This is a genomic window from Rhodococcus sp. AC861 (assembly GCF_979256035.1).
This window is the reverse complement of the sequence record NZ_CEEDMW010000002.1, coordinates 408,402-421,503: the sequence shown is the minus strand read 5'-3', so window position 1 is coordinate 421,503 and position 13,102 is coordinate 408,402. Positions and strand designations below refer to the sequence as shown.

11 protein-coding genes are annotated in these 13,102 nt (G+C 67.0%); 4 read left to right on the top strand and 7 right to left on the bottom strand.

The window, feature by feature from the left end; translation table 11 throughout:
- Nucleotides 1-5: 5 nt before the first annotated feature.
- Nucleotides 6-782, bottom strand: a complete 777-nt coding sequence (locus AC0IX4_RS07420; protein WP_471828555.1) for a 2-phosphosulfolactate phosphatase — start codon at nucleotides 780-782, stop codon at nucleotides 6-8.
- Nucleotides 779-1,447, bottom strand: coding sequence for a hypothetical protein (locus AC0IX4_RS07415; protein WP_471828553.1), 669 nt, complete (start codon nucleotides 1,445-1,447; stop codon nucleotides 779-781). The genes AC0IX4_RS07420 and AC0IX4_RS07415 overlap by 4 nt, the downstream gene beginning before the upstream one ends.
- A 71-nt stretch (nucleotides 1,448-1,518) precedes the next feature.
- Here AC0IX4_RS07415 and AC0IX4_RS07410 point away from each other — a divergent pair, with 71 nt between their 5' ends.
- Nucleotides 1,519-2,865 carry an HNH endonuclease signature motif containing protein gene (locus AC0IX4_RS07410; RefSeq protein WP_471828551.1) on the top strand — a complete coding sequence of 449 codons (1,347 nt, stop codon included), beginning with the start codon at nucleotides 1,519-1,521 and terminating at the stop codon, nucleotides 2,863-2,865.
- Between the two features lie 6 nt (nucleotides 2,866-2,871).
- Here AC0IX4_RS07410 and AC0IX4_RS07405 read toward each other — a convergent pair whose 3' ends face one another.
- From AC0IX4_RS07405 to AC0IX4_RS07395, 3 genes are read right to left on the bottom strand one after another with little or no spacing between them, the layout of a single operon-like run.
- Complete coding sequence (locus AC0IX4_RS07405; RefSeq protein ID WP_471828550.1) at nucleotides 2,872-3,789, bottom strand: TauD/TfdA dioxygenase family protein; 918 nt, start codon at nucleotides 3,787-3,789, stop codon at nucleotides 2,872-2,874.
- A 13-nt stretch (nucleotides 3,790-3,802) separates the two neighbouring features.
- Complete coding sequence (locus tag AC0IX4_RS07400; protein WP_471828549.1) at nucleotides 3,803-5,623, bottom strand: FAD/NAD(P)-binding protein; 1,821 nt, start codon at nucleotides 5,621-5,623, stop codon at nucleotides 3,803-3,805.
- Nucleotides 5,620-6,729: an LLM class flavin-dependent oxidoreductase gene (locus AC0IX4_RS07395; protein WP_471828548.1), complete on the bottom strand. Its 1,110-nt coding sequence runs from the start codon at nucleotides 6,727-6,729 to the stop codon at nucleotides 5,620-5,622. The genes AC0IX4_RS07400 and AC0IX4_RS07395 overlap by 4 nt, the downstream gene beginning before the upstream one ends.
- A gap of 146 nt (nucleotides 6,730-6,875) precedes the next feature.
- Between AC0IX4_RS07395 and fgd the strand changes: the two genes are divergently transcribed.
- The gene (fgd, locus tag AC0IX4_RS07390; RefSeq protein ID WP_042576339.1) at nucleotides 6,876-7,889 is read left to right on the top strand and encodes a glucose-6-phosphate dehydrogenase (coenzyme-F420); all 1,014 of its coding nucleotides are present in this window, start codon (nucleotides 6,876-6,878) and stop codon (nucleotides 7,887-7,889) included.
- On the opposite strand, the gene AC0IX4_RS07385 is transcribed toward fgd, so the two are convergent.
- Together AC0IX4_RS07385 and AC0IX4_RS07380 are read right to left on the bottom strand one after the other, a co-directional pair.
- Nucleotides 7,849-8,289, bottom strand: coding sequence for a MarR family winged helix-turn-helix transcriptional regulator (locus AC0IX4_RS07385; RefSeq protein WP_471828547.1), 441 nt, complete (start codon nucleotides 8,287-8,289; stop codon nucleotides 7,849-7,851). The genes fgd and AC0IX4_RS07385 overlap by 41 nt on opposite strands.
- Complete coding sequence (locus AC0IX4_RS07380; RefSeq protein ID WP_471828808.1) at nucleotides 8,282-9,688, bottom strand: DHA2 family efflux MFS transporter permease subunit; 1,407 nt, start codon at nucleotides 9,686-9,688, stop codon at nucleotides 8,282-8,284. Before AC0IX4_RS07380 ends, AC0IX4_RS07385 begins: the two co-directional genes overlap by 8 nt.
- Before the next feature lie 129 nt (nucleotides 9,689-9,817).
- Here AC0IX4_RS07380 and pta point away from each other — a divergent pair, with 129 nt between their 5' ends.
- Nucleotides 9,818-11,920: a phosphate acetyltransferase gene (gene pta / locus AC0IX4_RS07375; protein WP_471828546.1), complete on the top strand. Its 2,103-nt coding sequence runs from the start codon at nucleotides 9,818-9,820 to the stop codon at nucleotides 11,918-11,920.
- Nucleotides 11,917-13,092, top strand: coding sequence for an acetate kinase (locus AC0IX4_RS07370; RefSeq protein ID WP_471828544.1), 1,176 nt, complete (start codon nucleotides 11,917-11,919; stop codon nucleotides 13,090-13,092). Before pta ends, AC0IX4_RS07370 begins: the two co-directional genes overlap by 4 nt.
- Nucleotides 13,093-13,102: the final 10 nt, after the last annotated feature.

Genomic DNA, 13,102 nt, shown 5'->3' with positions numbered 1-13,102 from the left:
TGGCGCTACCGGCGATGGTTCGGATCGGCGTGATCGGAGTCGACGAACAGTCCGCCCCGGACGATGGGCACGCACGTGCTCCGGTCGACTTCCGCGGCGACTGTGACATCGTCGCCGAAGCCGATCGCCTCGAGTTCTCGGCCGGAGCTGCAGTCTCGCAACGCTGTTGCTGCATCACCGCGGATCGACAGCCACGCCGCCCGTGCTGACAGGGCCTCGGGCGACGGCGAGTACAGGCCGCGCTCCGCGTCGAGGGCCGCGAGCACAGCCCCCGCACCCCATAAATCCTCGATCGCCGGACGCAGCGACCCGTCGGGCCACTTCTCACCCGCCGCGACGACGGCGACCGTGGCATCCGGTGGTGCCGTCCGGGCGATCCATCGAGCAACCGCGGTCGCCGTGCGAAGGGACGCAGCGATCATTACGGGGGCGGCAGCCAAGGCCTCGGCAATGGTCGATCCGTTGGGGGAGGGAAGGACCAGACGTTGCGGAACCGGGTCGGCCGAACGGATCGACGATGCGGACAACGTGATTCGGCCGGGGCCCGACTGCGAGCGAGGGACGGCTACTGCTGCGTCGAAGCGTCGGGCGACCGCTTCGGCGTCACTCCACCGATGGGGCACCACCTGGATACCTCGGTCGAGCGCGACACTGACCGTCGTGGTGAACGACAGCACGTCGACGACAACGGCGATGTCCGCGTCGGCGGCTATGGCGTCGGCGCCGCGTAATCCCCACTCGAGACGTTCGCGGTATGCATGCTGGCGATGTGCGGGGTTCACGGCTGCTCGGCCAGTTCGGTTCCGCGTAGCTCGTACGACTTCACGGACCAGTAGATGCCGAAGGTCGACACGGCCACGGCTTCGACGACCAGCACCGCCAACGCGCCTTGGCGCAGAACGAGCACCAGTGCCAGTGCCGAGACAGGAGCGACGACCACGATCACGGCCACAGCTCGGTAGACCATGCGATAGCGGCGGATGCGGGCAGCGGAGTCCCGGGACGTGTCGAGAGTGTCGTCGGCGCACCACCACACGGACGCGGCGAAGCTGACGAAGAATCCGACGGCCGCTGCGGCATGGACCGCCATGCGGAGCCCGAAGTGGTTCTCTCCCGGCGGATCCGTGGGAACCAGCGCGACGACGACGAGGAGCGAACCGGCCACGTTCAGCAGTCCGTTCTCCAGCGGGCCGTACCCGCGATAGCAGATCAGCGTGATCCCGGTTCCGACGAGCACGCCGACGAACACGTCGCGCGCGGGGCTGTAGTAGTACTCGCTCATGGACCCGAGGACGGGAAGATCGGCGTCGAGAATCGACCATCCGACAAGGATGATAGGCAGCCCGACCGCGAGGACGGACAGCGCCGCGCGAAGGGCGAAGTACGTGCCGACGATGTGCCGAGCCAATCGGTCGGTGGGGTCGTTCGCGGCGGGAAGCCTGCTCATAGGACGACTCTAACGATCGTGTCGGACCCTTGGTCTACCTTCGGGTGGACTCAGGGATCCGGGGGGAATTCATGATCGAATCTGCAGTGCTCGCACCACCGACAGTGGCCGAGATACGCCAGTTCGCAACGCGATTGAGCCTTGTCGACGACTACGAGACGGCCGCGTCGGGTATCGACGCCGTGAGGGCTCTGGAAGAGTTGAAGTCGGTGGGGGCGGCGGCGCAGGCATCGGTGACCGATCATGTCTCCGCGGTGATTCGGTCCGATCGCCGCGATCGTGGGGTGGCGCAGAACAAATGGGACGCCGGCATCGCGTCTCAGGTGGGTCTTGCACGCCGTGAATCCCATCATCGAGGCGGCACCTATCTGGGCCTGGCGCGGGTGGTGGTGCAGGAGATGCCGCACACCCATGCCTTGATGCGCAGAGGCCTGCTGAACGAGTATCGAGCGACGCTCCTGGTCCGGGAGACTGCACACCTGTCCGCGGAAGACCGGCGCGAGGTCGACCGGCGTCTGTGTGCCGAGGCGGCGACCCTCGACGGAAAGGGCGACGTGCATATCGTCGCGATGGCCTCCGCCGTCGCACAGGAGTTGGATGCGGCGTCGGTGGTGAAACGCAATGCTCGGGCGAAGTCTCAACGCCGGGTGAGCGTGCGACCCGCACCCGAGTTCATGGCCTACGTGAATGCTCTGATGCCGATGGATCAGGCGGTGTGCGTCTACGCGACGCTCCGACGAGACGCCGACGCGATGGTGGGGTCCGGCCTGGCGGGAGATCGAACCAGGGACCAGGTCATGGCAGACCTGCTGTTCGAGCGCGTGACCGGAGCCTCCGCAGCACAGGGCGCCCCCGTGGCGGTGCAGATGGTCATGTCCGACGAAACACTGCTCGCGGGCGGCGACGAGGCCGCCTACGTTCCCGGCTACGGCACCGTTCCTGCGGCGTCGGCCCGCAGACTCGTAGCGGACAGCGTGGACACGGGCGGGGCCGGAGCGACCCTGCGGCGCGTGTATGCGAACCCGGCGACAGGGAACCTGACGGCGATGGAGTCCAGTGCGCGGACGTTCCCCGCAGGACTGGCGTTGTACATCGACATCCGGGACCGGACGTGCAGGACGCCGTGGTGCGACGCGCCGATCCGCCACCACGACCACATCACCCCACACCGGTTCGGTGGACCGACCACCGCCGACAACGGCATGGGCCTCTGTGCTGCCTGCAACTACGCCAAGGAAGCGGACGGATGGGAGACGACGAGGATCCGAGAGGATGTCGCCGGCCTGCATATCGTCCGCTTCCGGACCGCAACAGGCCACACCTACGACTCCGCGGCTCCGGCACCGCCGCGCCCGATGTCCTCGTCGTCCGTGGAAGTTCGACTCGAGGAACTGCTGACCGAGAGGTGGGCTGGATAGGTGTCGTCAGACGGCGACGAGGGTCGGCTTGTCGAGCGGCGAGTAGTGCGACGCGTCCCCAGCGATGACCCGGCTGCTCTCACCGTGAACAGAGACCGGGACGTCGCCGGCCAGAGTGATGCGCTCGAGTCGTCGGTGCTGGTCGCCCCAGTCCGCGACGGCATAATGCTGCGTCGCGCGGTTGTCCCAGATCGCGACGTCGCCCAGCTGCCACTGCCACCGAACGGTGTTCTCCAGCTTCGTCACTCGGTCCTGCAACAGGGTGAACAGTGCGTGGGACTCCTTCGTGGACAGTCCGACGAAGCTCTTGACGAAGTGGCCCAGGAGCAGAGTTCGTTCACCGGTCTCGGGATGGACGCGTACGACAGGGTGCTCCGTCTCGTAGTGGGTGGACTGGAACTCGCGGCGGTACGCAGCAGAGTTCTCGTCGCGCACAGCATCGGCAGCCGTGGCGGAGTAGTCGTACGTGTTGGTGTGCACTGCCCAGAGATTGTCCACCAGTGCTCGAAGTGGTTCCGGCAGAGACTCGTACGCGGCTACCTGCGATGCCCACGTGGTGTTGCCGCCGTACTCGGGCAGCGTGACTGCGCGGAGGATCGACGCTTTCGGGATGCGATCGACGGAGGTGACGTCGGAATGCCAGCTGTTCGCCTTGCCGTACGTCGAGTCGATGGCGAGAGTCTTCGTGCCGTGCGATGTCACGGTGGGATGGGGCGTCGTCGGGGCTCCGAGCAGCTCGGCGAACGCGTACTGGGACTCCTCGTCGAGGTGATCCTGGCCGCGGAAGAAGATCACCTTGTGCTGCAGCAGGGCACGGCGAACGACGTCCACGGTGTCCGCGTCGAGATCCCCGCCGAGGCGGACCCCGTCGATGCGCGCTCCGATATGGGCGCCGAGTTTGGTGGCAGTGATGTGAGTTGGCATGCGACACAGAACATCACACGGCGCGTCGGTCCTGGACGTTTGTGCTCGAGCTGATCAGATCGGCGGCGATGCCGTCGTTGTGCCGGAAGAATCCTGCGTCGATGCCGGGGCGGGCGAAGGCTCCGGACCAGGCGTGGCCGGCGACCCAGGCCCCGACGGCGTACCGCCGTGGGTGAGCTGTGCCCGACGCGTCGACGACGCGTGACGACCCGTCGACGGCCAGCTTGGCAGGGCTGGTGGGCGACGCGCGAACCTCGCGGACCTCGCCGCGTTCGTGGAGCGATCGGAGCAGTACATCGGCACTCGCGGAGATGGAGGCGGCCGGCAATCTGGCCTCGATCAACGTTCCCGCCCGCACGACGTCCGGGTGTGCGGTCGACGTGGCCCGGAACCCGTCGGCATCGACGTCGAAGCGGACGTTCGGGCCGAGGTAGCGGATCACTCCGGCCCTGCCGAGCGCGAGCAGTTGTTCGAGTCGTTCGGGCGGGGGGCCGCTGGCGATGAAGCTGAAGAACGAGTGCAGATTTCCCTCCACCTGCGTGGCGACGTCGGTGGGCGCGAGACGCTGCGTACGCACCAGTTCGCCGACGGTGCGATAGACCGACAGCAATCCGGTGAAGACGGCGGCATCGGCACTGAACCGTGGGTCCCGCCGACGCCGGAGGTCCGCGTCGATATAGGCATGGACCCGGTCGGCCGCCTCCTCCAGGGAGTCGAACTGCTCGTGCTGCAACGGCCGGTCGAGCACGTCGATGTCGAACCGATCGGCAGGGTCGGGAACCATCCGCCCGACGAGGTCGTCGACGGCCGCAGCACCGGCCCTTTCCAACGCCGAGTCCAGGTCGGCGAACGACCCACGAACCGCGTCGGGATGGGACGCGAACAACTCGTAATAGTGGGCCCACGCCAGTTCGGTCACTGCGAGCGGCCAGATGTCCGCGCGGAAATCGAGGGTGTCGGTGCCGGGAAAGGCTTCCGGAACGAAGAAGCGCGGCAACGGGGGAGCAGCGTCGGCGATGGAGTAGGAGATCTTGGAGTGGTAGGGCACTCCGCGTCGGGAACCTGCGTACACCACGGGCTCCCGTCCGGACGGGGCGTAGACGAGGGTTCCGTCGTCCGACCGGGAGAACGTGCCGCCCCGTGACTCGGCGAGCAGCACCATCCAGTCGACGAAGGCGAGCCCCAGTCCGGAGACCAGTACCGGTTCATGCTCGGGTACGACGGTCGGATCGAGGTCGGCGGTGTACCCGGGCCCGATGTAGCGCAGACCGTGGTCGGCGGCGAAGTGCGCGAACGCGGCGACGTCCGCGGGAGGCTCCGTGTCGGGCTGTCCCTGCGCGAGCACGACGTCGTCGACCTCGAGCACCTCGCCGGAATCCAACGACAGTCGTTGCAGCCCGGCATGTTCGGACAGGTCGAGAACGGTGGCTCGGTGCACGTGGACCCGCACCTTGTCCGGGCGGGCCTTGACGGTCGACTCGAAGACGTGGGCGAGGTAGTGCGATTGCAGAGACCGGGACGCGAACGACGACGGCGTGAATCGTGTGATCTCGTCGCGCAACGCAGGATCGGTGACGAGGGTGTCCCGATTGGCCAGCACCCATTCGGCCAACGTAGGGCCACCGGACCCGTCGGGGAGCATCGCGACGTCGGCCGCGACGGAGTTCATCCACAGCAGCGGGTCCTGGTCGCGCCGCCAGATCCGTCCGGCTCCCGGCGCGTGCGGATCGATGACATGGACGTCGACAGGTTCGGCGAGGTCGTCGGCGCGACCGACGATCCGTTCCAGAATGCCGGTGGCGCGGGGGCCGCCGCCGACGAAGGCGATGCTCACGACCACGACTCCGCGGTGAAGGACACAGCGCGCCGGTCATCCCGCTCGCTCCACAGCAGCGGCTCGGGAATTTCTTTGCGTACGCGGGGGATGACGTCCTCGGCGAACTGCCGGAGGATGTCCTTCTGGTGCTCGGGGTCGAGCAGGTGATTGATCGAGACCGATTGCAGCACATGGCCGTAGGACTGGTGGTAGTCGACGATCTTCTCGGCGACGCGTTCGGACGATCCGACCAGTGACGGTCCGCGGTCCACCGCCTCCTCGACGGTGCGGAAGCTGGTCACCTTTCCCTTGGCCGCGGGATCGTGTCGACGCTTGTCGGCCTGCGCGACGGCGCCCTCGTACAGCGGCCGGAACTCCTCGATCGCCTTCTCCGTGGTGTCGGCGAGGAACAGGCCACCCGACCCGGACCCGACGAAGGCGTAGTCCGGGTCGTGCCCGTACTCGGCGTACTTCTCGCGGTACCTGTCGATGAGGACGGCATAGTTCTCGCGCGGCTGGAACGCGTTGGCCGAGACGATCGGGTCACCCCACTGCGCGGCCAGGTCCACCGCCTCCGTCGACGTCGCCGAGCCGTGCCAGATCCGGAAGGGTCCGGCGTAGGGCCGCGGAAGGGTGGTCGCGTCGGTGAGGGGGCTGCGGTGCTGCCCGGACCAGCCGACGTTCTCCTCGCTGATGAGTCGTCGGAACAATTCGTAGTTCTCGGTGAGGTACTCGTACTGCTTAGCGATGTCCTTGCCGAACAGCGGGTACTGCAGCACCTCGTTGCCCTTGCCGATGACGACTTCGAGTCGGCCGCGGCTGAGCTGATCGACGGTGCCGAAGTCCTCCGCGAGGCGTACCGGGTCGAGGACGGACAGCACCGTGACACCCGTCGACAGGAGGATCCGACTCGTGGCCTGAGCCAGCGCACCGAGGATCACGGTCGGGCTCGTCGACAGCACGTCACCGGCGTGCCGTTCACCGACGGAGTAGGAGTCGATGCCCAGGTCGTCGGCAAGGACCGCGAGCTCGACGACGCGATCGAACCGGTCGGCCGCGGGCACGGACTCGCCCGTGACGGGGTGCGGCGGGTTGAAGATGATGTCCAGGATCTGAAAACGCACGGAGGACTCCTCGTTCTCGAGCAACCGTTCCACGGTGCCGGAGAGGAGCCCGGGCGCACAGGGTTGCGCGCACGACGATTCGAACGTCGTTACTGATAGACATGACAGGAGTCGGATCCCTACCGGCGAAGAGACAGGAGTTCGGTGTGGCACAGGCATTGAAGCTGGGATACAAGGCATCGGCCGAGCAGTTCGGCCCCCGCGAGCTCGTGGAGATCGCCGTTCTCGCGGAGTCGTCCGGCATGGATTCGGCGACCGTGAGCGACCACTTCCAGCCCTGGCGCCACGAGGGCGGCCACGCCCCGTTCTCGCTCGCGTGGATGACGGCCGTCGGCGAGCGCACGAAGACCCTGCAGCTGGGCACGTCGGTCATGACTCCGACGTTCCGCTACAACCCTGCCGTGATCGCGCAGGCGTTCGCGACGATGGCGTGCCTGTACCCGAACCGGATCATGCTGGGCGTGGGCACCGGTGAGGCCCTGAACGAGATCGCGACCGGATTCGACGGCGAATGGCCGGAGTTCAAGGAACGGTTCGCGCGCCTGCGCGAGGCAGTGTCGTTGATGCGCGAGCTGTGGCTCGGCGACCGCGTCGACTTCGAGGGTGAGTACTACAAGACGAAGGGCGCATCGATCTACGACGTGCCCGAGGGCGGCGTTCCCGTCTACATCGCGGCGGGTGGCCCGGTGGTCGCACGCTACGCGGGACGCAGCGGCGACGGCTTCATCTGCACCTCGGGCAAGGGCATGGAGCTCTACACCGACAAGCTCATTCCGGCCGTCGCCGAGGGTGCGGCGAAGATGGAGCGGCCCGTCGAGGACATCGATCACATGATCGAGATCAAGATCTCGTACGACACCGATCCTGATGCGGCACTGGAGAACACCCGGTTCTGGGCTCCGCTGTCACTGACGCCGGAGCAGAAGCACTCCATCGACGACCCGATCGAGATGGAGAAGGCCGCGGACGAGCTGCCGATCGAGCAGGTGGCCAAGCGGTGGATCGTCGCGTCCGATCCCGACGAGGCCGTCGAGAAGGTCAAGCCGTACGTCGACGCCGGTCTCAACCACCTGGTGTTCCATGCGCCGGGCCATGATCAGCGTCGGTTCCTCGAGCTGTTCAAGACCGATCTCGAACCCCGTCTGCGCCGACTGGGCTGACCGCTCGCGCGAGGATGCGGTGCAGGTGCGCCGCATCCTCGGTGCTCAGGTGCTGTAGAGATGTCGGTGGCGGATCGCTGATGTCGCCGACACGCTCCATGACCGCGCGGCCGTCGTCCGTGACCGTGACGCGCTTGCTGCGTCGATCGGCTTCCACCGTGCGCTGGACGTAGCCGCGCTTCTCCAGATCGTTGACGCACACCGTCGTCGCCGGGGCGTCCATCGCCGCGGCCGACGCCAGTTCGGTCATGGTGAGCGACCCCGCCATCAGGCGGCGTAGTACGCGCACGCGGCTGAAGGGCATGCCGACCTCGTCCGCGACCCGTCGCCGCCAGGTGTCCCGGTTCTCGAAGACGAGCGACGTCATCGCGCGCCACGCCGAGTCGACGGGGTCAGACACGGGCGGGCTCCTCGGACCGGAAGAGCTCGGCGACACCGTCGGCGGATCGTGTGGCCCGCGCACTGGCGCTGAAGATCCCCAGTGCGGCGACGATGATCCCGATGACGGCGAGCGCCCACCACACCGTGTGGGTGGAGGACGTGAACTCCTCGCCCGAACCGGCCACCGCACCGGCGGCCGTGAGGCTCCCGCACAGCGCGACGCCGATGCTGACGCCGATCTGTCGGCTGGTGGACGCGACGGCGGAGGCGGCGCCGGCGCGGTCACGGGGCATGCCGCCCACGGCGGCGTTCGTGATCGGGGCGTTGACCAGCCCGAAGCCGATGCCGAAGATCGTGAACATCACGGCCAGTTCGGTGGTGGTGGTCGAGGCGTCGAGACGCGTGAGGGCGAGCCCGGCGACGGCGATGACGGTGCCCGCGACGGTCATCGACGGCCGCGCTCCCCAGCGCGCGACCATCCGACCCGACAGCGGTGAACACACCAATGTGGCCAGAGCCAGCGGGAGGAAGGACAGGCCGGTGACGACGGCGCTGAGTCCGCGAACCTCCTGCAGATACAGCGACATCAGGAACAAGAACGCGCCGTATCCGCCGAACGCACACACCGCGACGACGGTCGCGGACGAGAACGGGATGCTGCGGAAGAAGCGCAGATCGATGAAGGGGTCGGTGCGGCGCCTCTCGTACGTGACGAATCCGAGAAAGGCGACGATCGCCAGCGCGAAGACGCCGAGAGTGACAGGCGACGACCACCCCAGCGACGGGCCTTCGATCAGGCCGAACACCAGTGCCGCGAGCATCGTCACGCCGAGCGCTTGACCGAGCGGGTCGAACGAGCGCACGACGGGGGAGCGCGACTCGGGAACGAACACGGCGGCGAGGACGAACGCCGCGATGCAGACGGGGATGTTGATCCAGAAGACCGATCGCCATCCGGAGACGTCGATGAGGAGGCCGCCGAGCATGGGGCCGAGTGCCATCGAGATTCCGACCACCGCGCCCCACATGCCGATCGCGCGAGCCCGCTCCGCCTTGCCGGTGAACACCTGGGTGATGATCGACATCGCCACCGGGTTCAGCATCGATCCGCCGACGGCCTGGATCATCCGGGCCACGATCAGCACCGGGGCGGTCGGCGCGAGGCTGCACAGCAGCGAGCCGACGGCGAAGCTGATGAGGCCGATCTGGAAGACGCGGCGTCGGCCGACGCGGTCGGCGGTGGTGCCGGACAGGAGCAGAAGGCTTGCCAGCACCAGCGTGTAGACGTCGATGGTCCACTGCAGTTGCGAGACCGACGCACCGAGATCGCTGCGGATGGCGGGCAGCGCGACGTTCACGATGGTGGCGTCCATCGACACGATCAGCAGGCTCAGACAGCACGTGGCCAGGATGATCATCTTGCGACGATGATCGAGGTCGCCCGACGGGACAGTTGTAAGCACACAAGTATTATGCTTGCTCTGGCTAAGGAAAGATCCGCTCAGTGCTTCGGATCACAGGCGTGGTGTCCCGTCTAGGCTGACGTCATGGTCGCCGCGCCCGCAGAACCGCCCAGCTCGAACGATCTCTCCAGCATCTACATCGCGTCTCCGGAGGGCGATACCGGCAAATCGACCATCGCCCTCGGCCTGCTGCAGATGCTCGGTGCCTCGACCGCCCGCGTCGGTGTCTTCCGTCCCATCGCCCGGTCGTCGTCCGAGACGGACTACATCCTCGAGCTGATGATCGATCACACGACGTCGGACACCACCTACGAACAGTCCCTCGGCGTCACCTACGACGAGGTCCATACCGACCCCGACGCAGCACTCGCCGAGATCGTGCGTCGCTACCACGAGATGGCGTCGAACTGTGACGCCGTGGTCATCGTGGGCAGTGACTACACCGACATCGCGAGCCCCAGCGAGCTGGGCTTCAACGCGCGCATCGCCGTCAACCTGGGCGCCCCCGTGTTGCTGGCCCTGCGCGGGTCCGGCCGGACACCGGACGAGATCGCCCATCTGGCCGACGTCTGCCGGTCCGAATTGTCGACGCACCGAGCACATCTGGCGGCGATCGTCGCCAACCGCTGCGACCCCGACTCCCTGAACGAGATCATCGAGCACCTCGCAACCGACGACGTCCCGGCCTGGGCGCTCCCCGAGGTTCCGCTGCTGGTCGCCCCGACGATGGGTGAGTTGCACGACGCCATGGATGCGTCGCTGTTCAGTGGCGACCCCGAGCTGATGCAGCGAGAGGCCCTGCGGGTGATGGTCGGCGGCATGACGGCCGAGCATATTCTCGAGCGCCTCACCGAGGGCGTCGTCGTCATCGCCCCCGCGGACCGGTCCGACGTCCTGCTGGCCCTGGTCAACGCTCACGAGGCCGAGGGCTTCCCGTCGCTCGCCGGCATCGTCATGAACGGAGGGCTGACCCCGCACCCGATGATCGCGAAGCTCATCGAGGGACTGCAGCCGCGTCTTCCCATCCTGACCACCGACCTCGGCACCTTCGACACGGCCAGCGTCGCCGCGTCGACACGCGGCCGGGTGGCCGTCGGGTCGCAGCGCAAGGTGGATACCGCTCTGGGAATCATGGAGCAGCATGTCGACGCGTCGGAAATCCTGAAGCGCCTGCGGGTGTCGATGCCGTCGGTGGTCACGCCGCAGATGTTCGAGTACCGACTCATCGACCGGGCCCGCGCCGACCGCAAGCACATCGTGCTCCCGGAGGGTTCCGACGACCGCATCCTGCGCGCCGCGGCTCGACTCCTGCAGCGGCAGGTGGCCGACCTGACGATCCTCGGCGACGAGGCCGCCATCACTCGCCGCGCGAGCGAGTTGGGCGTCGACCTGTCCGCCGCCACCGTGCTCGACCCGACCGACTCCGAGTACACCGACGATTTCGTCGCCGAGTACACCGAGCTCCGTAAGCACAAGGGAATGACGGAGGAGAAGGCCCGCGAGATCATGGCCGATATCTCCTACTTCGGAACCATGATGGTGCACAAAGGTATTGCCGACGGCATGGTGTCCGGCGCCGCCCACACCACGGCGCACACCATCAAGCCGTCGTTCGAGATCATCAAGACGATGGACGGCGTGAAGACGGTCTCGTCGATCTTCCTGATGTGCCTCGCCGACAAGGTGCTCGCGTACGGCGACTGCGCCGTCGTCCCCGATCCCACCGCGGAGCAGCTGGCCGACATCGCGGTGTCGTCGGCGACGACGGCCTCGATGTTCGGCATCGAACCCCGTGTCGCCATGCTGAGCTACTCCACCGGCGATTCGGGATCCGGCGCCGACGTGGACAAGGTGCGCGAGGCCACCGACCTGGTTCGCAACCGCGCGCCGGATCTTCTGGTGGAGGGCCCCATCCAGTACGACGCGGCCATCGACCCGTCGGTGGCGAAGTCCAAGCTTCCCGACTCCGATGTCGCGGGGCGGGCGACCGTCTTCGTCTTCCCGGATCTCAATACCGGCAACAACACGTACAAGGCAGTGCAGCGTTCCGCGAACGCTGTCGCGGTCGGTCCGGTTCTGCAGGGGTTGCGCAAGCCGGTCAACGACCTGTCGAGAGGGGCTCTGGTGCAGGACATCGTCAATACTGTTGCCATCACCGCCATTCAGGCACAGGGGATGTCCTCATGAGCGTTCTGGTCATCAATTCGGGATCGTCGTCGGTGAAGTTCCAGGTGGTCGATCCCGACTCCGGCGAGAGCGCGCTGCACGGCATCGTCGAGCGCATCGGTGATTCCGACGGCCGTGTCGCGGTGACTCGGGGGGACGACACCACGGAGAAGACGACGGACATTCCCGACCACGAGACGGGGCTGCGGCTGGCGTTCGAGATGATGGCCGACGCCGGCTTGTCGTTGACGGACGCGGGAATCACCGCCGTCGGCCACCGGGTGGTGCACGGCGGGACGGTGTTCAGCGAACCGGTCCTCATCGACGACGACGTGGTCTCCACCATCGACGAGTTGAGTTCGCTGGCGCCCCTGCACAATCCGGCGAATCTCCGCGGTATCGAGGTTGCGCGCCGGGAACTTCCCGACCTGCCGCAGGTCGCCGTGTTCGACACCGCCTTCTTCCACGCGCTGCCCGCGGCAGCGTCGACGTATGCGATCGATGCGGATGTCGCTGCGGCGCACGACATCAAGCGGTACGGCATGCACGGAACGTCCCACCAGTACGTCAGCTCGGCGGTCACCGATCATGTCGGCAACGAGGTGAACCAGATCGTGCTGCATCTGGGGAACGGTGCGTCCGCGTCCGCTGTCAGCGACGGCGTTGCGGTGGACACCTCGATGGGGCTGACCCCGCTCGAGGGCCTGGTGATGGGGACGCGCAGCGGGGACATCGATCCGGGCATCGTCATGCATCTGCGGCGCAGCGCGGACATGGATGTCGACGCCATCGACGAACTGCTGAACCGCCGTTCGGGCATCAAGGGATTGAGCGGAGTGACCGATTTTCGTGAACTGCGACAGGCGATCGACGGTGGGGACACCGCGGCCGCCCTCGCCTTCGACGTGTATATCCACCGGCTGCGCAAGTACATCGGTGCCTACATGATAGAACTGGGGCACGTGGACGTCATCACCTTCACCGCCGGGGTGGGGGAGAACTCCGCGGAGGTGCGTGCGGCGGCGCTCGCGGACCTCGAGATGTACGGGATCGAGCTCGATGAGGCGCGCAATGCCGAGCGCGGCAAGGGTATCCGAACGATCTCGACGGACGATTCGCCGATCACCGTGTTGGTCGTCCCGACGAACGAGGAACTCGCCATCGCACGCGCGGCTGTAGCCCTGGTGGGATAGGCCCGGTGGG

What these genes read in the sequence shown, in the direction of transcription:
- AC0IX4_RS07410 (WP_471828551.1), top strand. Translation starts at nt 1,519, where the DNA reads ATGATCGAATCTGCAGTGCTCGCACCACCGACAGTGGCCGAGATACGC.
- pta (WP_471828546.1), top strand. Translation starts at nt 9,818, where the DNA reads ATGGTCGCCGCGCCCGCAGAACCGCCCAGCTCGAACGATCTCTCCAGC.
- AC0IX4_RS07415 (WP_471828553.1), bottom strand. Translation starts at nt 1,447, where the DNA reads ATGAGCAGGCTTCCCGCCGCGAACGACCCCACCGACCGATTGGCTCGG.
- AC0IX4_RS07380 (WP_471828808.1), bottom strand. Translation starts at nt 9,688, where the DNA reads ATGATCATCCTGGCCACGTGCTGTCTGAGCCTGCTGATCGTGTCGATG.
- AC0IX4_RS07370 (WP_471828544.1), top strand. Translation starts at nt 11,917, where the DNA reads ATGAGCGTTCTGGTCATCAATTCGGGATCGTCGTCGGTGAAGTTCCAG.
- AC0IX4_RS07405 (WP_471828550.1), bottom strand. Translation starts at nt 3,789, where the DNA reads ATGCCAACTCACATCACTGCCACCAAACTCGGCGCCCATATCGGAGCG.